23 protein-coding genes, 1 tRNA gene and 1 pseudogene are annotated in these 23,960 nt (G+C 51.5%); 12 read left to right on the forward strand and 13 right to left on the reverse strand.

Annotation, left to right across the window (positions count from 1 at the left end; translation table 11 throughout):
- The first annotated feature begins 144 nt into the window (after nucleotides 1-144).
- Nucleotides 145-744: a hypothetical protein gene (locus tag FEK47_RS14895; protein WP_240727724.1), complete on the forward strand. Its 600-nt coding sequence runs from the start codon at nucleotides 145-147 to the stop codon at nucleotides 742-744.
- A 181-nt stretch (nucleotides 745-925) separates the two neighbouring features.
- Here the strand turns inward: FEK47_RS14895 and emrE are convergent, their stop codons facing one another.
- On the reverse strand, nucleotides 926-1,258 hold the full coding sequence (emrE, locus tag FEK47_RS14900; RefSeq protein WP_001070440.1) for a multidrug efflux SMR transporter EmrE: 333 nt from the start codon (nucleotides 1,256-1,258) through the stop codon (nucleotides 926-928).
- A 94-nt stretch (nucleotides 1,259-1,352) separates the two neighbouring features.
- Here emrE and FEK47_RS14905 point away from each other — a divergent pair.
- Nucleotides 1,353-1,511: pseudogene (locus FEK47_RS14905) on the forward strand (integrase); the annotation flags it as partial.
- A 26-nt stretch (nucleotides 1,512-1,537) separates the two neighbouring features.
- On the opposite strand, the gene FEK47_RS14910 reads toward FEK47_RS14905, so the two are convergent.
- Nucleotides 1,538-1,614: transfer RNA gene (locus FEK47_RS14910), tRNA-Arg, on the reverse strand.
- A 373-nt stretch (nucleotides 1,615-1,987) separates the two neighbouring features.
- Here FEK47_RS14910 and folD point away from each other — a divergent pair.
- From folD to FEK47_RS14925, 3 genes are all read left to right on the forward strand, one after another.
- The gene (folD, locus tag FEK47_RS14915; RefSeq protein WP_064529024.1) at nucleotides 1,988-2,854 is read left to right on the forward strand and encodes a bifunctional methylenetetrahydrofolate dehydrogenase/methenyltetrahydrofolate cyclohydrolase FolD; all 867 of its coding nucleotides are present in this window, start codon (nucleotides 1,988-1,990) and stop codon (nucleotides 2,852-2,854) included.
- A 1-nt stretch (nucleotide 2,855) separates the two neighbouring features.
- Nucleotides 2,856-3,068, forward strand: a complete 213-nt coding sequence (ybcJ, locus tag FEK47_RS14920; protein ID WP_000190288.1) for a ribosome-associated protein YbcJ — start codon at nucleotides 2,856-2,858, stop codon at nucleotides 3,066-3,068.
- A 107-nt stretch (nucleotides 3,069-3,175) separates the two neighbouring features.
- Entirely contained in the window at nucleotides 3,176-3,697 is a 522-nt protein-coding gene (locus FEK47_RS14925; RefSeq protein WP_135486542.1) for a metal-dependent hydrolase, read from the forward strand.
- 35 nt (nucleotides 3,698-3,732) lie between these two features.
- On the opposite strand, the gene cysS is transcribed toward FEK47_RS14925, so the two are convergent.
- A complete protein-coding gene (gene cysS / locus FEK47_RS14930) occupies nucleotides 3,733-5,118 on the reverse strand; it encodes a cysteine--tRNA ligase (RefSeq protein WP_000912345.1) in 1,386 nt (461 codons plus the stop codon).
- A gap of 173 nt (nucleotides 5,119-5,291) precedes the next feature.
- Between cysS and ppiB the strand changes: the two genes are divergently transcribed.
- The 4 genes from ppiB (at nucleotide 5,292) to purK (ending at nucleotide 8,202) form a co-directional block, all read left to right on the forward strand.
- Nucleotides 5,292-5,786 (forward strand): peptidylprolyl isomerase B, encoded by a 495-nt coding sequence (ppiB, locus tag FEK47_RS14935; RefSeq protein WP_000256002.1) that lies wholly within the window; start codon nucleotides 5,292-5,294, stop codon nucleotides 5,784-5,786.
- 2 nt (nucleotides 5,787-5,788) lie between these two features.
- Nucleotides 5,789-6,511, forward strand: coding sequence for a UDP-2,3-diacylglucosamine diphosphatase (gene lpxH / locus FEK47_RS14940; protein WP_000212266.1), 723 nt, complete (start codon nucleotides 5,789-5,791; stop codon nucleotides 6,509-6,511).
- 117 nt (nucleotides 6,512-6,628) lie between these two features.
- Nucleotides 6,629-7,138, forward strand: a complete 510-nt coding sequence (purE, locus tag FEK47_RS14945; RefSeq protein ID WP_116304404.1) for a 5-(carboxyamino)imidazole ribonucleotide mutase — start codon at nucleotides 6,629-6,631, stop codon at nucleotides 7,136-7,138.
- A complete protein-coding gene (gene purK, locus FEK47_RS14950; RefSeq protein WP_135486543.1) occupies nucleotides 7,135-8,202 on the forward strand; it encodes a 5-(carboxyamino)imidazole ribonucleotide synthase in 1,068 nt (355 codons plus the stop codon). Before purE ends, purK begins: the two co-directional genes overlap by 4 nt.
- Nucleotides 8,203-8,338: 136 nt before the next feature.
- On the opposite strand, the gene FEK47_RS14955 is transcribed toward purK, so the two are convergent.
- From FEK47_RS14955 to FEK47_RS14970, 4 genes are read right to left on the reverse strand one after another with little or no spacing between them, the layout of a single operon-like run.
- Nucleotides 8,339-9,232 carry a carbamate kinase gene (locus FEK47_RS14955; RefSeq protein ID WP_135486544.1) on the reverse strand — a complete coding sequence of 298 codons (894 nt, stop codon included), beginning with the start codon at nucleotides 9,230-9,232 and terminating at the stop codon, nucleotides 8,339-8,341.
- Entirely contained in the window at nucleotides 9,229-10,044 is an 816-nt protein-coding gene (locus FEK47_RS14960) for a DUF2877 domain-containing protein (protein ID WP_135486545.1), read from the reverse strand. The genes FEK47_RS14955 and FEK47_RS14960 overlap by 4 nt, the downstream gene beginning before the upstream one ends.
- Before the next feature lie 10 nt (nucleotides 10,045-10,054).
- A complete protein-coding gene (locus FEK47_RS14965; RefSeq protein WP_135486546.1) occupies nucleotides 10,055-11,314 on the reverse strand; it encodes a DUF1116 domain-containing protein in 1,260 nt (419 codons plus the stop codon).
- A 9-nt stretch (nucleotides 11,315-11,323) separates the two neighbouring features.
- On the reverse strand, nucleotides 11,324-12,991 hold the full coding sequence (locus tag FEK47_RS14970; protein WP_135486547.1) for an acyl-CoA synthetase FdrA: 1,668 nt from the start codon (nucleotides 12,989-12,991) through the stop codon (nucleotides 11,324-11,326).
- A gap of 316 nt (nucleotides 12,992-13,307) precedes the next feature.
- Between FEK47_RS14970 and allD the strand changes: the two genes are divergently transcribed.
- The 3 genes from allD to allE are packed head-to-tail and all read left to right on the forward strand — an operon-like array spanning nucleotide 13,308 to nucleotide 16,410.
- Nucleotides 13,308-14,357, forward strand: a complete 1,050-nt coding sequence (gene allD, locus FEK47_RS14975) for an ureidoglycolate dehydrogenase (RefSeq protein WP_000703912.1) — start codon at nucleotides 13,308-13,310, stop codon at nucleotides 14,355-14,357.
- A 21-nt stretch (nucleotides 14,358-14,378) separates the two neighbouring features.
- Nucleotides 14,379-15,614, forward strand: a complete 1,236-nt coding sequence (allC, locus tag FEK47_RS14980; protein ID WP_135486548.1) for an allantoate deiminase — start codon at nucleotides 14,379-14,381, stop codon at nucleotides 15,612-15,614.
- A gap of 10 nt (nucleotides 15,615-15,624) precedes the next feature.
- Nucleotides 15,625-16,410, forward strand: a complete 786-nt coding sequence (gene allE, locus FEK47_RS14985) for a (S)-ureidoglycine aminohydrolase (protein WP_000540946.1) — start codon at nucleotides 15,625-15,627, stop codon at nucleotides 16,408-16,410.
- A 211-nt stretch (nucleotides 16,411-16,621) separates the two neighbouring features.
- Here allE and glxK read toward each other — a convergent pair whose 3' ends face one another.
- The 6 genes from glxK to hyi form a co-directional block, all read right to left on the reverse strand.
- Nucleotides 16,622-17,767 carry a glycerate 3-kinase gene (gene glxK, locus FEK47_RS14990; protein WP_138183233.1) on the reverse strand — a complete coding sequence of 382 codons (1,146 nt, stop codon included), beginning with the start codon at nucleotides 17,765-17,767 and terminating at the stop codon, nucleotides 16,622-16,624.
- 21 nt (nucleotides 17,768-17,788) lie between these two features.
- Nucleotides 17,789-19,090 (reverse strand): uracil/xanthine transporter, encoded by a 1,302-nt coding sequence (locus FEK47_RS14995; protein WP_001302767.1) that lies wholly within the window; start codon nucleotides 19,088-19,090, stop codon nucleotides 17,789-17,791.
- Nucleotides 19,091-19,146: 56 nt separating this feature from the next.
- On the reverse strand, nucleotides 19,147-20,508 hold the full coding sequence (gene allB, locus FEK47_RS15000) for an allantoinase AllB (RefSeq protein WP_130223141.1): 1,362 nt from the start codon (nucleotides 20,506-20,508) through the stop codon (nucleotides 19,147-19,149).
- Nucleotides 20,509-20,569: 61 nt separating this feature from the next.
- On the reverse strand, nucleotides 20,570-22,024 hold the full coding sequence (locus FEK47_RS15005; RefSeq protein ID WP_135486549.1) for a putative allantoin permease: 1,455 nt from the start codon (nucleotides 22,022-22,024) through the stop codon (nucleotides 20,570-20,572).
- A gap of 169 nt (nucleotides 22,025-22,193) precedes the next feature.
- A complete protein-coding gene (gene glxR / locus FEK47_RS15010; RefSeq protein WP_130215547.1) occupies nucleotides 22,194-23,072 on the reverse strand; it encodes a 2-hydroxy-3-oxopropionate reductase in 879 nt (292 codons plus the stop codon).
- A 100-nt stretch (nucleotides 23,073-23,172) separates the two neighbouring features.
- Nucleotides 23,173-23,949, reverse strand: coding sequence for a hydroxypyruvate isomerase (gene hyi / locus FEK47_RS15015; protein ID WP_135486550.1), 777 nt, complete (start codon nucleotides 23,947-23,949; stop codon nucleotides 23,173-23,175).
- Nucleotides 23,950-23,960: the final 11 nt, after the last annotated feature.

Genomic DNA, 23,960 nt, shown 5'->3' on the forward strand with positions numbered 1-23,960 from the left:
GTAGCCACTACTCAGAGGCATTATATAATAATATTCATGCCACCATATAACTTTTAAATAAGACCAATTATTCATCAGTTGCATTAGTATCAGTATATTCCTTTACACGGAAATATACTTTTATCTAATACACAAAGAGAGTCAATGATGAGTGAAATTACAGGTGTTTTAGTTGATAACCATATCTATGATATTAAAAATGATATGAAGGGTGGTTACAATTTTCCTAATAGTCTGTTCCCAGGCGCCACCTTCAAGATGGTCATTGATAATGACCCAGTTAATAATGATAAGGTAACATGGAGCTGTAGCACTGATGCAGACAATAATGCTCTGGCGGTGAGTCAGGATGGCACAGTGACTTTTCCGAACGTAGATGAAAAGTGCGTTTGGAAGATTTTTGCTATTTTTGCCACTGATAAAATAACGAATAAATCCGCCGGCGCTTATACTTTTCTCGTGAAGCGTTTTTTCAAATACAGCATAGAAACTTATAAATCAGTTAAAAATATTTTACCGTGGATTGAAAACATGAACGGAGAATTTCCTGAGGCGCAGGATATCGATAGTTACGATTACAATGATCATAATTCAGGGCATATTATCAAGCGAGAAGTTAACGCAGGACTTTACCAGGAATGGGGCAATGTAGCTAATAGTGGATGGAACACAAATAGTGAGGGTGCAGGTATTTGTAGAATTTACGCTTTTAATAAAGAAAATAATACTTATTATTGGCTGTAAAATGATGGATTCAGACAGGAATTGAGCGGGGGTTTCACCGCTCAGGCAGTTGCATCCTACAGTGAACCCATCGACTGATTGTGTTTATTGCCCACTATCACTTGAATTATTGCAGCGTAAAAAAGCAGCCCGTATAAACATACGGGCTGATGCATTTTATTAAACTCGAACGAAACTATTTTTAATGTGGTGCACTTCGTGACAACAAATTAATCACCAACACTCCGGCACAAATCAACATCATGCCGATAATGGCTGGTAGATCCAACCGTTGGCCGAAAAATCCCCAGGAAAGTAAACTAATCAGGACGATACCGACTCCTGACCAGATAGCATAAGCAATCCCTGTAGGAATATAAGCCAGCGTCTGAGCTAATAACCAGAATGATGCACAGTAACAAATAATTGTACCAACAGAGGGCCATAACCGTGTAAAACCCTCTGAAAACTTCATTAAGGTTGTACCAATGACCTCTGCAAGTATTGCACCACCAAGATAAATATAAGGGTTCATAGCATATTCTTTCCTGTTAATACCGAAGAGAATTGTACTACAGTTTGAACCTAACTCACTGGTTTCCTCCTGGTGCATTCATTGATGTTTTTCATCAGTGCTTCAGGAAATGGGCGGATGAGAATCCATTGAAATGGTGCGTAGATATGCTCACCTTGCGCCGAATCATTTGACGGAGCACGCGAGGAAAACAGACGACATTTTGGTGGTGATGTCCCAAAGATGTTCCATTTCTGAAATTATGGGGAAATAAAGAAGGCGTAACTGATTGAATTGTAATGGCGCGCCCTGCAGGATTCGAACCTGCGGCCCACGACTTAGAAGGTCGTTGCTCTATCCAACTGAGCTAAGGGCGCATTACACCGCGAGATGCTGTAATCGCGTGAATTATACGGTCAACCCTTGCTGAGTCAATGGCTTTTGAACCGGTTGCTGAACAAGTGTACGGCGGTGTCTATTTATCTCACCATGAAAGCAAGGAAACACATATCCGCCCTCTGTCTGGAACAGGTAAACCTGTTTTTCATTTATAAAGAGTACTATTTTCTTACGTTACAGAAAATTGTGCGTTTATATGAGCCGGGTAACTATCAAACCAGCAACGCGCTGTTGCCAAAAAAAACAGCGGATTACGGATAGTCCAGAAAACGAAACCTGACAGCGCGCCCCGCTTCTGACAAAATAGGCGCATCCCCTTCGACCTACGTAACAGATGGAATCCTCTCTCTGATGGCAGCAAAGATTATAGATGGTAAAACGATTGCGCAGCAGGTGCGCTCTGAGGTTGCTCAAAAAGTTCAGGCGCGTATTGCGGCCGGACTGCGGGCGCCAGGACTGGCCGTTGTGCTGGTGGGTAGCAACCCTGCATCGCAAATTTATGTCGCAAGCAAACGCAAAGCTTGCGAAGAGGTGGGATTCATCTCCCGCTCATACGACCTTCCGGAAACCACCAGCGAAGCAGAGCTGCTGGAGCTTATCGATGTACTGAATGCCGACAACACCATCGATGGCATTCTGGTACAACTGCCATTACCGGCGGGTATTGATAACGTCAAAGTGCTGGAACGTATTCACCCGGACAAAGACGTGGACGGTTTCCATCCTTACAACGTCGGTCGTCTGTGCCAGCGCGCGCCGCGTCTGCGTCCCTGCACCCCGCGCGGTATTGTCACGCTGCTTGAGCGTTACAACATTGATACCTTCGGCCTCAACGCCGTGGTGATTGGCGCATCGAATATCGTCGGTCGCCCAATGAGCATGGAACTGTTGCTCGCAGGTTGCACCACCACCGTGACTCACCGCTTCACTAAAAATCTGCGTCATCACGTAGAAAATGCCGATCTGTTGATCGTTGCCGTCGGTAAGCCAGGTTTTATTCCCGGTGACTGGATCAAAGAAGGCGCAATTGTGATTGATGTCGGCATCAACCGTCTGGAAAATGGCAAAGTTGTGGGCGACGTGGTGTTTGAAGACGCGGCTAAACGCGCCTCATACATTACGCCTGTTCCGGGCGGCGTTGGCCCAATGACGGTTGCCACGCTGATTGAAAACACGCTACAGGCGTGCGTTGAATATCATGATCCACAGGGTGAGTAACATGGCGACATTTTCTTTAGGTAAACATCCGCACGTTGAGCTGTGCGACTTGCTGAAACTGGAAGGCTGGAGCGAAAGCGGCGCGCAGGCGAAAATCGCAATTGCCGAAGGCCAGGTGAAAGTCGACGGTGCGGTTGAAACGCGCAAACGCTGCAAAATCGTCGCCGGTCAGACAGTGAGTTTTGCAGGTCACAGCGTACAGGTTGTTGCCTGATCCCTTTCCCGGCCTGTATCAACAGGCCGGTTCTCTTTTCAGACTTTTGCCCTCTACGCCCCGTTCATCCATGCTGATAGCATCGACATTTTGCCGAAGCGACCATCATGCCAACCGTTATTACGCACGCCGCCGTTCCCCTTTGCATTGGTTTAGGGTTGGGTTCGAAAGTCATCCCTCCGCGTCTTTTATTTGCCGGAATCATCCTGGCGATGCTGCCCGACGCCGACGTATTGTCGTTTAAATTTGGCGTTGCTTACGGCAATGTTTTTGGTCATCGCGGGTTTACCCATTCGCTGGTATTTGCGTTTGTTGTCCCGCTGTTATGTGTGCTGATTGGACGCCGATGGTTCAGGGCTGGGTTGATTCGCTGCTGGCTATTTTTAACCATCTCGTTGCTATCGCACAGCATGCTGGATTCGGTAACCACTGGCGGTAAAGGGGTTGGCTGGCTGTGGCCGTGGTCAGATGAACGCTTTTTCGCTCCCTGGCAGGTGATTAAAGTCGCGCCGTTTGCATTGTCTCGTTACACCACGCCGTACGGGCATCAGGTGATTATTTCTGAATTGATGTGGGTGTGGTTGCCGGGGATGCTACTGATGGGAATGTTGTGGTGGCACAGACGATAACCGGATGCGAAAACTCGCATCCGGCAATAGCGCAATTACTTACGACGCCAGGTGGTCCCTTGCGGGCCATCTTCCAGCACGATCCCCATCTCGTTAAGACGGTCACGCGCCGCATCTGCCGCCGCCCAGTCTTTCGCTTTACGGGCATCCAGACGCTGTTGAATTAACGCTTCAATCTCAGCCACTTCGCTGTCGTCTGCCTGCGCGCCGCTTTGCAGGAACGCTTCCGGTTCTTGCTCCAGCAGGCCCAATACAGCGGAAAGTTTACGCAGGTGAGATGCCATTGCATTCGCCGCTGCCATATCTTCTGCTTTCAGACGGTTCACTTCACGCGCCATATCAAACAGCACGGAATAGGCTTCCGGGGTGTTGAAATCGTCGTCCATCGCTTCAATAAAGCGCGCTTCAAACGCTTCGCCACCCGCAGGGGCAACGGTTTTATCTGTGCCGCGCAGCGCAGTATAAAGACGCTCCAGCGCCGCACGCGCCTGCTTCAGGTTCTCTTCGCTGTAGTTCAACTGGCTGCGATAGTGGCCCGACATCAGGAAGTAACGCACGGTTTCCGCGTCGTAGTATTTCAGCACATCGCGCACGGTGAAGAAGTTACCCAGAGATTTGGACATCTTCTCGCGGTCAACCATCACCATTCCGGAGTGCATCCAGTAGTTCACATACTGACCATCATGAGCACAGGTGGACTGAGCGATTTCGTTTTCGTGGTGTGGGAACATCAGGTCTGAACCGCCGCCGTGGATATCAAAGTGGTTACCCAGCTGCTTGCAGTTCATTGCCGAACATTCAATGTGCCAGCCTGGACGGCCCGCGCCCCACGGAGACGGCCAGCTCGGTTCGCCCTCTTTCGACATCTTCCACAGAACGAAGTCCATCGGGTTGCGTTTGTCGTCGACCACGTCAACGCGCGCGCCTGCCTGCAGCTGGTCGAGATCCTGACGCGACAGCACGCCATAAGTCGGATCGGTCGGGACGTCGAACATCACGTCGCCGTTGTCCGCCACATAAGCATGACCTTTGGCGATCAGTTGTTCAGTGAGTTCAATAATTTCTGCGATATGGTGCGTCGCACGCGGCTCCATGTCCGGGCGCAGAATATTCAAAGCATCAAAATCTTTGTGCATTTCGGCGATCATGCGATCGACCAGCGCCACAAAGCTTTCGCCATTTTCATTGGCGCGTTTGATGATTTTGTCGTCGATATCGGTAATGTTGCGCACATATTTCAGCTTATAGCCGAGGAAACGCAGGTAACGCGCAACCACGTCAAAGGCAACAAAGGTACGCCCGTGACCGATATGACAGAGATCGTAAACGGTGATTCCACACACGTACATGCCGACTTCCCCGGCGTGAATAGGCTTAAATTCCTCTTTTTGGCGTGTCAGAGTATTGAAGATTTTTAGCATCGAAGATTCCGTTTAGACATGTGTGGGTAATTGAGTTGCGTATAATACCCATATTTCCCGCGCGAATCAGCATACATTGCGAGATGATCCGATCGTGCGGTTATGCTATAACACCACCCTATATATGACCCGAACCGGGTTGAAGCACCAATCAAACGGAACAGGATGCAAAAATGGTTACTTTCCACACCAATCACGGCGATATTGTCATCAAAACTTTTGACGATAAAGCACCTGAAACAGTTAAAAACTTCCTGGACTACTGCCGCGAAGGTTTTTACAACAACACCATTTTCCACCGTGTTATCAACGGTTTTATGATTCAGGGCGGCGGTTTTGAACCGGGCATGAAACAAAAAGCCACCAAAGAACCGATCAAAAACGAAGCCAACAACGGTCTGAAAAACACCCGTGGTACGCTGGCAATGGCCCGTACTCAGGCACCGCACTCTGCAACTGCACAGTTCTTCATCAACGTGGTTGATAACGACTTCCTGAACTTCTCTGGCGAAAGCCTGCAAGGTTGGGGCTACTGCGTGTTTGCTGAAGTGGTTGAAGGCATGGACGTGGTAGACAAAATCAAAGGTGTTGCAACCGGTCGTAGCGGTATGCACCAGGACGTGCCAAAAGAAGACGTTATCATTGAAAGCGTGACCGTTAGCGAGTAATCGTGGCGACACTCTTTATTGCAGATCTTCATCTCTGCGTGGAAGAACCGGCGATCACCGCCGGTTTTCTGCGTTTTTTAGCGGGGGAAGCCCGCAATGCCGACGCGCTGTATATTCTTGGCGATCTGTTTGAAGCGTGGATTGGCGACGACGATCCCAACCCACTCCATCGCCAGATGGCGGCAGCGATCAAAGCGGTGTCCGATTCCGGCGTTCCCTGTTATTTCATTCATGGCAACCGTGATTTTCTGCTCGGCAAACGCTTTGCCCGTGAAAGCGGCATGACGTTATTGCCGGAAGAAAAGGTGCTCGAACTTTATGGTCGTCGGGTGTTGATTATGCATGGCGACACGCTGTGCACCGATGATGCGGGTTATCAGGCTTTTCGCGCCAAAGTCCACAAACCCTGGCTGCAAACGCTATTCCTCGCCCTGCCGTTGTTTGTGCGCAAACGCATTGCCGCGCGAATGCGAGCGAACAGTAAAGAAGCCAACAGCAGTAAATCGCTGGCGATCATGGACGTTAACCAAAACGCGGTGGTCAGTGCGATGGAAAAACATCAGGTGCAATGGCTGATTCACGGGCATACCCATCGCCCGGCGGTACATGAACTTATCGCCAACCAGCAACCCGCTTTTCGCGTGGTACTGGGTGCCTGGCATACGGAAGGTTCGATGGTGAAAGTCACGGCGGATGACGTTGAGCTGATTCATTTTCCGTTTTAAAAAACCCGCAACTTTGCTGATTCCACAGCCACGCAACCGTTTTCCTTGCTCTCTTTCCGTGCTATTCTCTGTGCCCTCTAAAGCCGAGAGTTGTGCACCACAGGAGTTTTAAGACGCATGTCTTCCCGCAATAATCCGGCGCGTGTCGCCATCGTGATGGGGTCCAAAAGCGACTGGGCTACCATGCAGTTCGCCGCCGAAATCTTCGAAATCCTGAATGTCCCGCACCACGTTGAAGTGGTTTCTGCTCACCGCACCCCCGATAAATTGTTCAGCTTCGCCGAAAGCGCCGAAGAGAACGGTTATCAGGTGATTATTGCGGGCGCAGGCGGCGCAGCGCACCTGCCAGGCATGATTGCCGCCAAAACGCTAGTGCCAGTGCTGGGCGTGCCAGTACAGAGCGCCGCACTGAGCGGTGTCGATAGCCTCTACTCCATCGTACAAATGCCGCGCGGCATTCCGGTGGGTACGCTGGCGATTGGTAAAGCTGGCGCGGCAAACGCGGCGTTACTGGCAGCACAAATTCTTGCAACTCACGATAAAGAACTGCACCAGCGTCTGAATGACTGGCGCAAAGCCCAGACCAACGAAGTGCTGGAAAACCCGGACCCGCGAGGTGCGGCATGAAACAGGTTTGCGTCCTCGGGAACGGGCAGTTAGGCCGTATGCTGCGTCAGGCAGGCGAACCGTTAGGCATTGCTGTCTGGCCGGTCGGGCTGGACGCTGAACCGGCGGCGGTGCCTGTTCAACAAAGCGTGATTACCGCTGAGATCGAACGCTGGCCGGAAACCGCATTAACCCGCGAGCTGGCGCGCCATCCGGCCTTTGTGAACCGCGATGTGTTCCCGATTATTGCCGACCGTCTGACCCAGAAGCAGCTTTTCGACAAGCTCCACCTGCCGACCGCACCGTGGCAATTACTTGCTAATCGCAGCGAGTGGCCTGCGGTGTTTGATCGTTCAGGCGAACTGGCGATTGTTAAGCGTCGCACTGGTGGCTATGACGGTCGCGGTCAATGGCGTTTACGCGCCGATGAAACCGAACAGTTACCGGCTGAATGTTACGGTGAATGTATTGTCGAGCAAGGCATTAACTTCTCTGGCGAAGTATCGCTGGTTGGCGCGCGCGGCTTTGATGGCAGCACCGTGTTTTATCCGCTGACGCATAACCTGCATCAGGATGGTATTTTGCGCACCAGCGTCGCTTTCCCGCAGGCCAATGCGCAGCAGCAAGCGCAAGCCGAAGAGATGCTGTCGGCGATTATGCAGGAGCTGGGCTATGTGGGCGTGATGGCGATGGAGTGTTTTGTCACCCCGCAAGGTCTGCTGATCAACGAACTGGCTCCGCGTGTGCATAACAGCGGTCACTGGACACAAAACGGTGCCAGCATCAGCCAGTTTGAGCTACATCTGCGGGCGATTACCGATCTGCCGTTACCGCAACCAGTAGTGAATAGTCCGTCGGTGATGATCAACCTGATTGGTAGCGATGTGAATTATGACTGGCTGAAACTGCCGCTGGTGCATCTGCACTGGTACGACAAAGAAGTCCGTCCGGGGCGTAAAGTGGGGCATCTGAATTTGACCGACAGCGACACATCGCGTCTGACCGCAACGCTGGAAGCCTTAATCCCGCTGCTGCCGCCAGAGTATGCCAGCGGCGTGATGTGGGCGCAGAGTAAGTTCAGTTAACCAGGTGCTCATATTCTTGCCGGATGCGGCGTGAACGCCTTATCCGACCTACAGATCCGGTACCCATTGTAGGCCTGATAAGACGCGTCAAGCGTCGCATCAGGCATGGTGCACCGATTGCCGGATGCTCTCATCACTACAGCGAAATACAAGTCCCCGCTTCGCCCGCCATCGTCTCTTCAATTCGCGATAACGCCCCAATCCACGCGGGTTTACCACGGCTTCTGACATAACCACTCACCGCCGTTACCTTCGGCCCCATCGAACCATCGGCTTTGGCAAATGGCGCTAACTCATCCGGTGTGGCATGGCGAATGGCACGTTGCTGCGGCGTTCCCCAGTTTTCATATACCGCATCAGCATCGGTGAGGATCACCAGTCCATCGGCATTAATCTGCTCGGCGAGCAACGCAGCGGCGAGATCTTTATCAATCACTGCTTCACTCCCTGCTCCGTCATCCGTCACCGGAACACCGCCGCCGCCGCTGCAAATCACCACATGTCCCTCTTTGAGCAACAACTCGATGGCATCGCTGTCGAGAATTTTACGTGGCTGGGGAGACGCCACCACCCGGCGTAAATATTTACCATCACGTTTCATCTGCCAGCCGTAAGCCGCTTCCAGCGACTCTTGTTCTTCTGGCTGATAAACCGGACCAATAAATTTCTCTGGCTGCAAAAACGCCGGATCATCAGGCGAAACTTCAATGCGCGTCAGCACCGTCGTGACAGGCGGCATCTGCGGCTGTGCGCTCAAACTCTGCGCCAGCATATAACCAATCATCCCCTGACTTTCTGCCACCAGCACATCCAGCGGATACGGTTCTACCTCTTTCCACGCCAGATTCTGTAACGCCAGCAGCCCCACCTGCGGCCCGTTGCCGTGAACAATCGCCAGCCGATAAGAACGGGCCAGGCGTGCCAGCGCGGGTACAGCACTGGCGATATTGCGATATTGATTTTCTGCCGTCAGCGCCTCACCGCGCTGGAGTAAGGCATTGCCCCCAAGAGCTACAACCAGTGTTTTCATGGTGTTCCTTGTAATAATTGTTGACCAAGCCAGAACCCCAGCAGCGTATCTGCCCCTGACGTATGCCCCAACGCCAGCAGCGAATCAATCGCAACAGCGGTACGTTTCGGGCAACTCAGAGCATGAACAAAGTGCAGGAGTGGCGAGGCGAAATATCCTTGCGCGGCATAACGTAAATAACTGACGCTCACCGCTGTGGTAACGAGTTGAAGATTGTCGGAACAGGCAAAAAACGGACGACCGGAGCGCGCATCTAAAGCGCCATAATACCAGGCCGCCAGCAGCATTCCGCTCAGCGTGTCATCATGACTTGGCGTTAATCCGGGGCCTTTACCCAGCCAGTGCCGCCAGTCGGTCTTAACGCCATTGAGCGCGGCCTGAAAACAGTGACGAAACTGGCGTAATTCAGCAGGCAGCGGATCGCCTGCCGCCAACGCCAGTGGCCCGAAAAGCCCGGTTTCCTCCGCGCGTTGCATCCATGCAGCTGCAAGCGGTTGAGGATGTGCAGGCGGCGTAATACGCAGCAAACAATAACGCTGTGGCTGTTTAACCGTGAAACGCCCGAGGCGAATCCCTTGAGCCACAACCTGTGGTCGTTCATTGCCGCATAATCCACCGCATAACGCATCGAATTGCGCGCGGCGAAGCACCCATCCTCCGGGGCCGAAACCACTACCCTGACGATGCAGCGTTAACAGTTCGCCGCTTTCCGTCATCAGGTTAATCGCCCGTCGCCACACTCCCGCTAACCGCCAGGACTGGCGATAATTCGGTGCGCTACGGCTGGCAAGCAGAGGATGGATGATCGTCATTGCGCGTTCCTCAACCAATCCCCATGCTTTCAGCCAGTGCTTCCAGCGCCTGTTCAAAGCACGCCAGCGGTGCCCGTACAGTGCCTGCGCCAATCTGCCCGATCCCCGCCTCTTTATGGGCGATACCGGTATTGATGAGTGGCGTAATGCCGGTTTCTACCACGCGACGAATATCCAGCCCCAGGCACGCGCCCTGGAAATCCCAGCCGGGGATCTGCAACTGCATATTGCGCTCAAGGAAGATTTCCGCCATCTCTTCAGATACCGCTCTGGCCGCTTCCATGCCACCCGCACCGACAAAGCGCGTTACGCCAGGCGCTGCGATCATTGCCGCACCTCCGATACCAAAGGTTTCGGTAATCGCGCTATCGCCCATATCCGGGTTCGCCTGCTCCTGCGAAAAGCCGGTGAAAAACAGACCTTGCGGAGTGTTTACAGGCGCAGTAAACCAGCGTTCGCCCAGCCCGCTTACCCGAATCCCGAACATATTGCCGTTGCGGGTCATCGCCGTAACGATGCTGCCTGCGCGGATCATCGCGCCTGCATCCATTGCCGCCTTGCAGTAAGCCATCGCGAGGTTAAGGAAGAACTGATCGGTCACGCTGAGGAAATCCATCACTTCCGCGATATGCTGTTTATCGTGATCGAGGCGGGCAATGTGTGGTGCCAGCGCACGCATTAGCAGTGCTGAGGAAGCAATATTGCGTTGATGGAACTCATCACCCATCGTAATGCCCTGCGCCATCATCGCGGTAAGATCGATACCGCGCTCCATGCGCCCCAGCGCCGCGCTTAATACTGGCATTAACACATCGCGCATCCAGCGATGGCGAGTCAGGACATCTTCGCCGTAAGCGCCAAAACGCATCACTTTGCCGATACCTTCGTTGAGGTTGCAGTACGCCCGGTTGCCGTCGGTCACGTTCTCGACCACCAGCATCGGCATACTGGCAGAAGTAATGCCGCCCATTGGCCCGACGGCATTCACATGGTGACAAGGAATGAAGTTCACTTCCCCCTGCTCCAGCATCGCCAGTGCCTGCGCTTCATCTTTCGCCCAGCCTTCGAACAGACATGCGCCCACGCACGCCCCTTTCATGGGTCCGGTCATCTCCTGCCAGCGCATTGGCGGCCCGGCGTGAAGCAGTGTTTTGCCCTCGTTTAGTTCGCTGATAAGTGAAGAAGCCGGTTGCACATCCAGCCAGTGTGGACGAGCGCGACGAATTTGTTCGATAACCGCAGCATTGGCTTGCGCCACTGATGTAAACATGGGAACCCCTTATTGCAAACGTTCTAATAAACGAGCCAGTTTTTTATTGCCGCCAGCGACTGGCGCCCATTGGTAATGCACCACCGGTTTGCTGGCGCTTTGTAGCTCCAGCGCAAAGCTGCGTAATCCGATGTTAATCACGGCGACGTTTTCCAGTAATGACGGTGTGTGTTGCTGTGCGGCAGGCGAGAGCGGATGAATTAACGCTGCCGCCAGCAAGGTGGCTTCCGGCAGCGAACTCACGACAGCAATCCCCGCATCTTCCAGCGTGGCGATTTGCTGCGAGCGGCATTGCGGGTCACGTTCAGTGCCTGTCACCGTGGCAATGGCGTACAGTGGTTGATTGTCTGAACGCGCGGCACAGGCTTTTTGCCAGGCGCTCACCAGCGAGGCGGCAGGATCGGCGGTCGCACCGAAGCCAATCACGACATCAAGCAGCAACACGCGCACTTGCGGTTTAGCGCCGAGATCGGTAATTAACTGGTTGCGTAAGGTTGGGTCGATCATCGGATGGGGACGCCCGACGGTGTAGAAATCATCGCCGAGGTCAATAATCTGGTGGCCATCGGCGTCCAGCATCATGCCATGTTGATGGGTATCGTCGGCTTCCACGCCAAGGTGCCCGGCAAGTAATCCCGCCGCTTCGGCAGCCAGCGTACCGCCGGTATACAAACCGCAAATAAATCCGCTGCTGACAGGCGCTATTGCGTTACGTCGCGCCGTAACGCGTGAAAGCAGGCAAGCCAGGCGTGCGGCCTCATCCAGCGAGGAGGCAAACCAGACATTCTCGTCGCGGGCCACCGCCGGGGTATAACCTAAAAACAGCGCCACCGTCGGTTTGCCGGTTGCTTTCATGGCATTAACAATTTTCAGACGCACAGCTTCGGCAGGTGGTTTTGAAACAAATGCCAGCACTTCGCTTTTCTCGTCTGCACTGAGCATTTCCAGCGCTGTTAGCGCACTGATGCCGCCCACTTCACGGCTGAGGTCGCGCCCGCCAAGGCCAATCGCGTGAGTAATTCCCTCCCCTGCCAGCGCAATCTGCGAGCACAGCTCCTGAATCCCGGTACCGGAAGCGCCAATGACGCCAATGTTGCCTTCCGGCATCACGTTAGCAAAAGCCAGCGGCGTGGCGGCAATCATCGACGTACCGCAGTCCGGCCCCATCACCAGCAAGCCTTTTTCCCGCGCGCGGGTTTTAAGTTGGATTTCATCTTCCAGCGTGACGTTATCGGAGAACATCATCACGTTGAGGTTGCGATCCAGCGCCTGGTTCGCCAGCTCCGCCGCATACTCACCAGCCACTGAAATCAGCGCCAGATTGGCGTCGGGTAATTTCTGACAGGCACTGTCCCAGCGACGCACCTGCGTCAACGCCTGGCTGCTGCCTGAACCCTGCGCCAGTTGTTTTAACGCCTCTTCAAGCTGCTGCATAATCGCCTGCGCGATCCCCGCATCCGTCGCTTCGCTACGAATTGCCACGCAAATATCGTTCGGCGTGGCGTGATTAAAATCGTCATGCCAGAAACCTGTGGTATCTAATAACGCTTTATTGGCAGGCGTACCCATCATTACGGAAACATCATCAACATTTTCTGATTCGCTGAGTTTTCGTGAAATAATCATTAAACTGACTGAATCCTGAAAACACCCTTTTTTAATAAAGGCGTGGATCATAACAACTCCTTAAAAATTGCACCCATGGCAATTGCACGAGCAGTGTTAATGTGGCGATTACGGTATCGATGACAACGGGTAAATAAGGTGATGAATATCACACAGGGATTATTAACAAAAGAATTCAAATAACCACCAGGCAATTACGCGTTATTTTTTAATAAGCGTGGTTGTTTTAAAAATCAGGTTTAAAGAGAGCGGATTATCAAATAAATTCTAACTATATTTTTTTGCCTGTCTGGATCACATAATCCAGATATTTTCCCTGTATGTTAATTGCAGTCATGCTTCACACCGTCGTTAAAAAGGAAGACAGATGAAAATCAGTCGGGAAACACTCCACCAGCTAATTGAGAATAAACTCTGCCAGGCTGGGTTAAAACGTGAGCACGCTGCAACCGTGGCTGAAGTATTGGTTTATGCCGATGCCAGAGGGATCCACTCTCATGGCGCGGTACGCGTTGAATACTACGCCGAACGCATTTCAAAAGGCGGCACCAACCGCGAACCGGAGTTTCGTCTTGAGGAAACCGGGCCGTGCTCGGCAATTTTACATGCCGACAATGCCGCCGGGCAGGTCGCGGCGAAAATGGGTATGGAACATGCCATCAAAACCGCCCAACAAAATGGCGTTGCGGTGGTCGGCATCAGCCGGATGGGTCACAGTGGTGCTATCTCTTATTTTGTGCAGCAGGCAGCTCGCGCCGGATTGATTGGCATTTCGATGTGCCAGTCCGATCCAATGGTGGTGCCGTTTGGCGGTGCGGAAATTTACTACGGCACTAACCCACTGGCCTTTGCCGCCCCGGGAGAAGGCGACGAGATCCTTACCTTTGATATGGCGACTACCGTACAGGCATGGGGAAAAGTGCTCGACGCCCGCTCGCGTAATATGTCTATCCCGGACACCTGGGCGGTCGATAAAAACGGTGCACCAACAACCGATCCGTTCGCGGTACATGCTCTGCTCCCCGCCGCTGGGCCGAAAGGGTATGGCCTGATGATGATGATTGACGTCCTCTCAGGCGTGTTACTCGGCTTACCGTTCGGGCGTCAGGTCAGTTCGATGTATGACGATTTACACGCTGGGCGTAATTTGGGGCAATTACATTTAGTTATTAACCCGAACTTTTTCTCCTCCAGCGAATTATTCCGTCAACATCTTAGCCAGACCATGCGCGAATTAAATGCCATTACCCCCGCGCCCGGTTTTAATCAGGTTTATTATCCCGGACAGGATCAGGATATTAAACAACGCAAAGCCGCCGTCGAAGGCATCGAAATTGTTGATGATATTTACCAGTATTTAATTTCCGACGCGCTTTATAACACGTCATACGAAACGAAAAATCCCTTTGCGCAATAATTATTGAGACAGGACTTTCTTATGATTACACATTTCCGTCAAGCCATAGAAGAAACGCTGCCCTGGCTTTCCTCTTTTGGCGCTGACCCAGCGGGTGGGATGACCCGTTTACTTTATTCGCCGGAATGGCTGGAAACCCAGCAGCAATTTAAAAAAAGAATGGCCGCAAGTGGGCTGGAAACACGTTTCGATGAAGTAGGGAATTTATACGGTCGCCTGAATGGCACCGAATATCCACAGGAAGTGGTTCTGAGCGGTTCGCATATCGATACCGTGGTCAACGGCGGTAACCTCGACGGGCAATTCGGCGCACTGGCGGCGTGGCTGGCAATTGACTGGCTGAAAACGCAATACGGCGCGCCGCTACGTACGGTCGAAGTGGTGGCGATGGCGGAAGAAGAAGGCAGCCGCTTCCCGTATGTCTTCTGGGGCAGTAAAAATATCTTTGGGCTGGCGAATCCTGACGACGTGCGGAATATCTGTGATGCCAAAGGAAATGGCTTTGTCGATGCGATGAAAGCTTGCGGATTTACTCTGCCGAACGCCCCACTAACTCCACGTCAGGATATTAAAGCTTTTGTTGAATTGCATATTGAACAGGGCTGTGTGCTGGAAAGTAATGGGCAGTCAATTGGCGTGGTGAATGCAATTGTCGGGCAACGTCGCTATACGGTGACGCTGAACGGTGAATCAAACCATGCAGGCACCACGCCGATGGGCTATCGTCGTGATACGGTTTACGCTTTCAGTCGCATTTGCCATCAGTCGGTCGAAAAAGCGAAAAAGATGGGCGACCCGCTGGTGCTGACTTTTGGCAAAGTAGAGCCGCGCCCGAATACGGTGAATGTGGTGCCGGGGAAAACCACGTTCACCATTGATTGTCGTCATACCGACGCCGCCGTGCTGCGCGATTTCACCCAACAGTTAGAAAACGACATGCGGGCGATTTGCGATGAAATGGACATTGGTATTGATATCGATTTATGGATGGACGAAGAACCCGTGCCGATGAATAAGGAGCTGGTCGCCACCCTGACAGAATTGTGTGAAAGCGAAAAACTGAATTACCGGGTGATGCACAGTGGTGCCGGGCACGACGCGCAAATTTTCGCGCCTCGCGTACCAACCTGCATGATTTTTATCCCCAGCATCAACGGGATCAGCCATAACCCGGCGGAACGCACCAATATTACCGACCTTGCCGAAGGGGTCAAAACGTTGGCACTCATGCTTTATCAACTTGCCTGGCAGAAATAAGGAGTCATAAATGGGATATTTAAATAACGTCACCGGTTACCGCGATGATTTACTGGCTAACCGTGCAATTGTGAAACACGGTAATTTCGCGCTGTTAACGCCAGATGGCCTGGTAAAAAATATTATTCCGGGCTTTGAAAATTGTGACGCGACAATCCTCTCCACGCCAAAGCTGGGTGCCTCTTTTGTTGATTATCTGGTCACACTGCATCAAAACGGCGGCAACCAACAGGGCTTCGGTGGCGAAGGTATTGAAACGTTCCTGTATGTGATCTCTGGAAATATCACTGCCAAAGCCGAAGGGAAAACATTTGCCTTAAGCGAAGGTGGCTATCTTTATTGTCCGCCAGGCTCCTTAATGACGTTTGTTAACGCCCAGGCCGAAGACAGCCAAATCTTTTTATATAAGCGTCGCTATGTTCCGGTAGAAGGTCATGCACCGTGGCTGGTTTCTGGCAATGCCAGCGAACTGGAACGCATTCATTATGAAGGTATGGACGATGTTATTCTGCTGGATTTCCTGCCCAAAGAGTTAGGTTTTGATATGAACATGCATATCCTCTCTTTTGCACCAGGTGCCAGCCACGGTTATATCGAAACACACGTTCAGGAACACGGTGCCTATATTCTTTCCGGTCAGGGGGTTTATAACCTCGACAATAACTGGATCCCGGTGAAAAAAGGCGATTACATCTTTATGGGCGCTTATTCCTTACAGGCCGGTTATGGCGTAGGGCGTGGTGAAGCGTTTAGTTATATTTATTCGAAAGATTGCAACCGCGACGTTGAGATTTAAGTAATACCACTCTCGCTGATATTTTTATTTTAGCTATGTTGGATTTCGCCACGGTTTATACCGTGGCTTTTTTTTCGCAACATTGCCTGATGCGCTTCGCTTATCAGGCCTACATGATAATTTCCGGGATGGATCCGGCATACACAACACGCACGTTGTCAGCAATCTGAAGCAGATGCGATATAAACCGCATCCGCTCTAATGGTAAGAATCAGAGTTTAATTCCCTGACCTATTTTAATGGCGCAGGCAATATTACGTGCGCTGTGGAAGAGATTGGTTTCACCGCTGGTTAGCACTTCAGCTAAAGGCGCCAGACGCGGCAGAATACTGAACACTGCATCAATGCCATATTGATGCACCACTTCCACGCCGTCACCCAATACGCCAGCAATCCCAATCACCGGGACATTAAACTGCTTCGCCACCGACGCCACGCCCAGCGGCGCTTTACCGCCCGCCGTTTGCGAGTCGATGCGCCCTTCCCCGGTGATCACCAGCGCTGCGCCCTGCACTGCCTGCGCAAGATTGACCGCATTCAACACAATCTCAATGCCAGGTTTAATATCCGCATTGAGGAATACCGCCGCCGCAATACCCATACCGCCCGCCGCGCCGCCGCCTGCCATCTGGCAGACGTTAATTTCAGTTTGCTGTTGTAAAACACGGGCGTAATTTTGCAGCCCCTGCTCCAGTTCTTCGACCATCTCCGGCGTTGCCCCTTTTTGCGGGCCAAACACCGCCGCCGCGCCGCGTGGCCCTACCAGCGGGTTATCAACGTCACATGCTACTTCAATATGGCAGTTCGCCAGACGCGGATCGCATTCCTCCATCTCAATGCTTGCCACGCGTGCTAAATTGCCGCCGTTAGCCGCCAGCACCTGGCCGTCGGCATCAAGGAAACGCACACCAAGCGCCTGCGCCATGCCCATACCGCCGTCTACCGTCGCGCTACCACCAATGCCGAGAATAATATGGCGAATGCCGTTATCCAGCGCATGGCGAATTAACTCCCCCGTACCAAAACTGGAGGCCAGCAACGGATTACGCTTTTCAGGCGCGACCAGCATCAGGCCGCTTGCTGCCGCCATCTCAATCACCGCCGTTTTCCCGTCGCCGGTAAGGCCATAAAAAGCATTCACTTTTTCGCCCATCGGCCCGCAGACTTCAAGCGTCACGATGTTGCCGCCCGTCGCGGCGACCATCGCATCCACCGTCCCTTCGCCGCCATCCGCTATCGGCAAACAGATATAGTGCGCATCGGGAAAGAGGGTCGAAAACCCGGCTTTAATTGCCTGACAACATTTTTCTGCACTTAAGCTCTCTTTAAAAGAGTCTGGCGCAATGACAATCTTCATTATCAATCCTTTTTCAACAAATTATTCGATGCGTTCCCACGGAATAAGGTTATCCATAAGAACAGCCAGTAAAATTCCGACCAGTAAGCCGTTACTGAGGAGAGGACGAAGCGTTAATGGAAGGTCTTGCAGATACACAGGCGGTAATGCCATTAAAAATATGCCGACAAATAACGGCAATGCGAGTCGATAAATATTGCGAGCGGTAAACGTTATTTGCTGGCTGAACACCAGCGCCGAAAAGAGTAAAGGCAGATAAGAAACCAGCATGACCGCGCTACTCACTGGTAAGGGGATACTGCAAAACAGTCGCGTGAGTGCCGGAACCAGCGCCACCAGCAGGCAAATAACGCTGCCATAAATAAACGAACGCCGCGTGTAATCGCCAGTCTGGGTTAATAAACCAATGGATGAAACAAACGGTGAGAATGGAATTACCGCCAGCGGTACGGTTATCAGCGTCATAAATCCGGTCGCCACAAAGCTGCGACGATAACGCGTATTCCCCGCGCCCTGTTGCGGATAAAAAACATCCGTGCCACGAATCGCACCGTAGGTATTGCTGATATTTACCAGACCTGTAATCACCGCCGTCAGAATAATCCCCGGCGACAACGCACCACCACTGCCGAGCGGGAACCACTGCCAGTGCAACTCACCGGAGAGCGAGTGCGAAGAAGGAAAGCAAAAGTACCACAACAACCAGCCGGTTATGGTACCAACCAGCAGGCCATAACGGGCAAAACGTTGCGGCAGAAAGATAATCATCGCCAGTACCAGACACATCACCGCGACTGAGAGCGCGAACGGCGGTAACTGAATTTTAAAATTTGGGTCGGCTATGCCAAACGGCAGCCCGAGCATACCTTTGAAAAAGATAGTGGTCAGCTGCGCGCCCAGCATCAACATAAACAGGACCATCACCGACGGCGTAAATAACCGTGCCAGGCGATGGCCTAATCCGCTAAAACCAATCAACATCGTCAGCACGCCAGAGAGCGCAATCCCCACCGCCAGGCTGGTAGCGATATCGTTGATCGGTGTCCCGCGCGAGGCTTCGCCAAGGGTGATAGTTAGGATGGTTCCCCACCACAGGCCACCCGGACCTTCCATAATAGCGCGACGATGACCGCAGAACGCCTGAGCGAAGCAGGCCAGTGCGGTAGCAAGAAAAGCATATTGCGTGAGCGTAAGCAGGCTACTTTGCGGCAACTGAAAAGCAGAAAGTAGCGTAGGAGGAACCACAACCGTGTTGCAAAAAATAAAGAAAAACCACTGAAATCCTGATAATAGGCTTTCGCGGCTCACTGCAAAATTGAACATAAACACACCTTAACCGGAGAATGCCCGCCGCAAGGACGGGCATTGCAGGGGCCAGATTACTGCTGATGTTTAAGGATAAATTGACCTTTCGGCGCAACAGGGAAGCCCTGTTCGATGTCGTAAATCACATCACCACGTAAGAGGGTTTTCGTGATACGCGCACCAATAGTACGGCCAACATACGGGCTGACTTTGTGGCGATATTCCAGATCGTCATTGGTAAGAACATAGCTGCTATTCGGCTGAATGAAGACGAAGTCGGCATCTTTTCCTGGGGCGATACGGCCTTTTTGCTGCAGACCGAAAATATCTGCTGCATTAGTCGCCATTAATTTGCCGAACATTGCCAGAGACATACCGCGTTTCTGTACCGCTTCATCGAACATCACGTCCATGCAGCTTTGCAGACCGGCGATACCGCCCCATGCTTTCATGATGTTGCCCGCTTTCATTTCCGGCGGGCATGGAGAGTGGTCGGAAACCAGGCAGTCGATTTCACCGTTAAACAGTTTTTCCCACATGCCTTTCTGGTTTTCCAGATCGCGGATCGGCGGAGAACACTTCGCCAGGGTGCCAATTTCTTCGAACTGATCGGTATCCAGCACAAAGTAATGCGGGCAGGATTCACAGGTAACGTCCTGACCTTCCTGACGCGCACGAGTGACTTCCTCAACACCTTCCGGGCTGCTGACGTGGCAAACGTGCAGACGGCAACCAGCAACTTTCGCCAGGTACAGCACGCGGCGAATCGCTTCCACTTCGGTAAATACCGGACGCGAAGCCACATAGTCATGAGCGGTTACGCGGCCTTCACGCTTCGCTTCTTCGCCCAGTTCGTCACAGATCAGCGCGTTTTCGCAGTGCACCAGCACCGGCTGACCCAGTTCGCCCAGCTTCTGCGCACCTTTGAAGAACTGCCAGTCGTTTACATCACGGAAGTCGTTGTCGATACCGCGATCGCCACAGGTCGCAACGAAGCATTTGAAGCCGACAACGCCCACTTCATCCAGCTCGTGCAGACGGTCGATGTTGTAAGACACCAGGCCACCGAGTTGTGCCGCATCGATAGTCAACTTGCCTTTAGCAGCATCGAACTTCAGTTCAATAGAAGCGCGGTCAACCGTTGCAGGCAGCTGGTTGAGCGGCATTTCGATCATGGTGGTGATACCGCCTTTTGCCGCTGCGCGAGTACCAGTTTCATAACCTTCCCAGTGGCTACGACCCGGTTCAGAAATATGGGTGTGCGCATCAACCATGCCCGGAGAAACCACCAGACCAGACGCATCCATAACTTCTTTTGCATCGCCCAGATCCTGACCGATAGCGGCAATTTTTCCGCCTTTAACGGCGATATCTACAACGCGAGCTTCGTTTTCTAAAATGACGGTGCCGTTTTTAATAATTAAATCAAAAGACATAACAAACTCCTTGTAAAATACAGATTGGTTTTTCTAACTCAATTTTGAATATCGGGATTAATTAACCTGTGACTTTTTGTTCTCCTGTTTTTTCGACTGCTGTGCGTTTTTTTAATAAAGCGTAGGCCGCAAAGGCGACGATAACGCCGACAAACCATGAAACACGCGATAACGGTTCCATGACCGGAATAAATTTACCGCCGAGAGATAAAATAACCGCTACCAGAGTTACTGAGAACGCCGTGAGATTAAATCCGTTATCGTAATATTTGAAATCACCTGAAGCGGTATACAGTTCATCAAGATTAATTTGTCCGCGCATCACCACAAAATAATGCGCCATCATGACACCAATTACCGGACCCAGCATCCCACCGATAATATCGAGGAACAGATAAATACTGTCCTGATTTTCCATTAATTTCCACGGGCAGATCAGCAGGCTGATAATACTGGCAATCAGTACGCCGTTTTTATAGGTCAGTTTCGTCGGTGCAATAGCGGCAATCTGATAACCGGCCGGAATAATATTACCGGTGGCGTTAGTGGAAATGGTCGTCATCAGAATAACCAGTACCGCAAAGAATGAGGCAAACAGGCTGTCCCAACGTTGAACAATATCCAGCACGTTCCAGGTATCAGCGCCGTAGTGAATACTGGCGCCAGCAATAATACTTACCCCGGCGACCGCAAACAGAATATAGGCCACCACTAATCCCAGCGTTTGCCCCAGCGCCTGCTCACGGAAAGAGTGGGCGTTTTGTGTAAAGTCAGATGCACTCACCGCCGGTGCCGCCCAAACCGCAACCACCGCGTTTATCACCACCAGGAACAGGAAACCGCTATTTTCTGCTTTCTGCACTCCACTGGGGATGTAGTCGAGGATTGGACCGATCCCAACCAGCGAAATCGCCCAAATCGCCATGCCACCGAAAACGATATAGATGCACGGGTTAAGAATGGCGGTGAATTTATTTAAAACTTTGCCGCCGCCAAAACCAATACCAACGTTAACCAGCCAGAAGAGTAAGAAAGTGATTAAGCCCGGTAGAGAAAGCCCTAACAGGGTAAAATCACCACCGAGAGTTAAAAATCCCGGCCAGATTTTGCCAATCAGAATCAAGCAGGCCAGTGACCCCGCGTAACATTGCAAGCCAAACCACATAATGGCAGCAATACCGCCTCTTAATAATCCGGGAAACAGTGCGCCACGTACGCCATAAGAAGCACGCAGGATCATGGCAAACGGTACGCCGTATTTACTGCCCGCCGCACCGTTTAATACCATTACCGCGGCAATGAAAAAGGCGCTGAGGATAATTGCCAGCATAATACTAAAGGTAGACAAGCCGAGAATAAAAAAGCCGCCGACCATCACATAATTGGGAACGTTATGAACCGAACCCATCCATAAGGTAAAATAGTTAAATGTTTTCCAGGTCCGCTGGCTTTGCGTTTTCGGCAATAGATCTTCGCTATAGCCGCGTTGCTGGAATAGTTTTCTCTGATGTTCCATAAATCCCTCTTAATTTCACGTATCGAATAACGTTGTTTTAATCTAGCTATGAGGAACAAATAAAATAAAAATATTATTTTTAATACTGAAGCAACGTCGTTGGCTGCTTTCTTTTTTTAATATTGCTGGCCGATTCATTTGCTGATATCGGCCATTTTTATTGCGGGCATCAGGCCAGTTTATGATTCGCCATTAATTCCAGCGCCTGCACTAACGCAGAGTGATCCAACTGGCTGCCACCGTTTGCCGCACAGGTATTAAATAGTTCCTGGCAGGTCGCGGTGTTTGGCAGGTTCAGCGCCAGTGCTTTCGCACTTTGCAGTGCCAGGTTGAGATCTTTCTGGTGCAGAGCGATTTTGAAGCCCGGATTAAAGGTACGTTTAATCATGCGCTCACCATGAACTTCCAGAATACGTGAGGAAGCAAAGCCGCCCATCAGCGCTTGGCGCACACGTACCGGGTCCGCGCCGGCTTTTGAAGCAAATAGCAGGGCTTCAGAAACCGCTTCAATATTGAGCGCCACAATAATCTGATTTGCCACTTTGCAGGTTTGACCGTCGCCGTTACCGCCCACGAGGGTGATATTTTTACCGAGCAGTTCAAACAGCGGTTTCACGCGTTCAAATACCGCTTCGTCACCGCCAACCATAATTGACAACGTCCCTTCACGCGCGCCGATTTCACCGCCGGAGACTGGCGCATCGAGATAATCGCCGCCCAGTTCATTCACCTGACGAGCGAAACGTTTAGTTTCAATCGGTGAAATGGAGCTCATATCAACAATGGTCTTGCCCTTCAGCGCGGCTTTGGTACAACCATTTTCACCAAACAGAACTTCTTCAACGTGCGGCGTATCCGGCACCATAATAAAAATGATGTCGGCAGCGTCCGTTACCTGGCGCGCGGTGTCGACATTAACGGCACCGAGTGACAGTAATTCATCAGCAACCGGTCCAATGGTCGTGACATGTAATTGATGACCGGCACGCGCCAGATTAATGGCCATCGGAGTACCCATAATGCCTAAGCCAATAAATCCCAGTTTCATAATTAACCTCTTTTTAAATGTCGCTATTCCTGAATCCAGACAACACGATCCCCTGCCGACTTAGCGGCCTAAAAAAGCATTGCCTGAACAGCGTTACGTTTTAACGGTACGGATCCATCCAGCGTAAACCAGCTTCCGTGGTGGTTTGAGGTTTATATTCACACCCAACCCAACCGTTGTAGTCAGAATTTTCAATTACCGTAAAGAGATATTCGTAATTAATTTCTCCGGTCCCTGGTTCGCCGCGATGTGGATTATCGGCAATTTGCAGGTGACCAATTTTATCGGCCCATTGGGTCATGGTGTTGGTTAATTCACCTTCCATCCGCTGCATGTGATAAATGTCATACTGTATTTTCAAATTGCAGCAACCAACATCGTCAATCAGTTTCAGCGCCTGTTGAGTTCCGGTGAGATGGAAACCAGGAATATCGAAATGGTTGATAGGTTCAATCAGTAATAAAATATCTTCTTTCATCAACATATTCGCGGCATAACGCAGGTTTTCCACAAGCGTTGCGTGAATCTGTTCACTGCTGAAACCAGCCGGCGTTTTACCGACCAGACAGTTGATTTTTTTATTCCCCAACGCACGGGCATAACGAATCGCTGCTGCTACGCCATCCCGAAACTCTTCTTCACGGCCAGGAATACAGGCAATACCCCGCTCGCCTGCCGCCCAGTCACCCGCCGGTAAATTATGTAACGTATGCTCGAGTTTATTACTCGCCAGTACATGTTTTAATTCTTCAATGTCGTAGTCATAAGGAAACATAAATTCAACACCGCGAAAACCACACTGCGCGGCTTTCTCAAAACGGGCGAGAAAATCATATTCACCAAATAACATCGATAAATTAGCAGAGAAACGTAACATTATTTATCTCC

The organism is Escherichia sp. E3659 (assembly GCF_005781135.1).
In the GTDB taxonomy this organism is placed as follows: Bacteria; Pseudomonadota; Gammaproteobacteria; order Enterobacterales; family Enterobacteriaceae; genus Escherichia.

Bases quoted from the DNA above. Each gene is read 5' to 3' on its own strand.
- FEK47_RS14895 (WP_240727724.1), top strand. From the start codon at position 145: ATGATGAGTGAAATTACAGGTGTTTTAGTTGATAACCATATCTATGAT.
- emrE (WP_001070440.1), bottom strand. From the start codon at position 1,258: ATGAACCCTTATATTTATCTTGGTGGTGCAATACTTGCAGAGGTCATT.
- folD (WP_064529024.1), top strand. From the start codon at position 1,988: ATGGCAGCAAAGATTATAGATGGTAAAACGATTGCGCAGCAGGTGCGC.
- ybcJ (WP_000190288.1), top strand. From the start codon at position 2,856: ATGGCGACATTTTCTTTAGGTAAACATCCGCACGTTGAGCTGTGCGAC.
- FEK47_RS14925 (WP_135486542.1), top strand. From the start codon at position 3,176: ATGCCAACCGTTATTACGCACGCCGCCGTTCCCCTTTGCATTGGTTTA.
- cysS (WP_000912345.1), bottom strand. From the start codon at position 5,118: ATGCTAAAAATCTTCAATACTCTGACACGCCAAAAAGAGGAATTTAAG.
- ppiB (WP_000256002.1), top strand. From the start codon at position 5,292: ATGGTTACTTTCCACACCAATCACGGCGATATTGTCATCAAAACTTTT.
- purE (WP_116304404.1), top strand. From the start codon at position 6,629: ATGTCTTCCCGCAATAATCCGGCGCGTGTCGCCATCGTGATGGGGTCC.
- purK (WP_135486543.1), top strand. From the start codon at position 7,135: ATGAAACAGGTTTGCGTCCTCGGGAACGGGCAGTTAGGCCGTATGCTG.
- FEK47_RS14955 (WP_135486544.1), bottom strand. From the start codon at position 9,232: ATGAAAACACTGGTTGTAGCTCTTGGGGGCAATGCCTTACTCCAGCGC.
- FEK47_RS14960 (WP_135486545.1), bottom strand. From the start codon at position 10,044: ATGACGATCATCCATCCTCTGCTTGCCAGCCGTAGCGCACCGAATTAT.
- FEK47_RS14965 (WP_135486546.1), bottom strand. From the start codon at position 11,314: ATGTTTACATCAGTGGCGCAAGCCAATGCTGCGGTTATCGAACAAATT.
- FEK47_RS14970 (WP_135486547.1), bottom strand. From the start codon at position 12,991: ATGATCCACGCCTTTATTAAAAAAGGGTGTTTTCAGGATTCAGTCAGT.
- allD (WP_000703912.1), top strand. From the start codon at position 13,308: ATGAAAATCAGTCGGGAAACACTCCACCAGCTAATTGAGAATAAACTC.
- allC (WP_135486548.1), top strand. From the start codon at position 14,379: ATGATTACACATTTCCGTCAAGCCATAGAAGAAACGCTGCCCTGGCTT.
- allE (WP_000540946.1), top strand. From the start codon at position 15,625: ATGGGATATTTAAATAACGTCACCGGTTACCGCGATGATTTACTGGCT.
- glxK (WP_138183233.1), bottom strand. From the start codon at position 17,767: ATGAAGATTGTCATTGCGCCAGACTCTTTTAAAGAGAGCTTAAGTGCA.
- FEK47_RS14995 (WP_001302767.1), bottom strand. From the start codon at position 19,090: ATGTTCAATTTTGCAGTGAGCCGCGAAAGCCTATTATCAGGATTTCAG.
- allB (WP_130223141.1), bottom strand. From the start codon at position 20,508: ATGTCTTTTGATTTAATTATTAAAAACGGCACCGTCATTTTAGAAAAC.
- FEK47_RS15005 (WP_135486549.1), bottom strand. From the start codon at position 22,024: ATGGAACATCAGAGAAAACTATTCCAGCAACGCGGCTATAGCGAAGAT.
- glxR (WP_130215547.1), bottom strand. From the start codon at position 23,072: ATGAAACTGGGATTTATTGGCTTAGGCATTATGGGTACTCCGATGGCC.
- hyi (WP_135486550.1), bottom strand. From the start codon at position 23,949: ATGTTACGTTTCTCTGCTAATTTATCGATGTTATTTGGTGAATATGAT.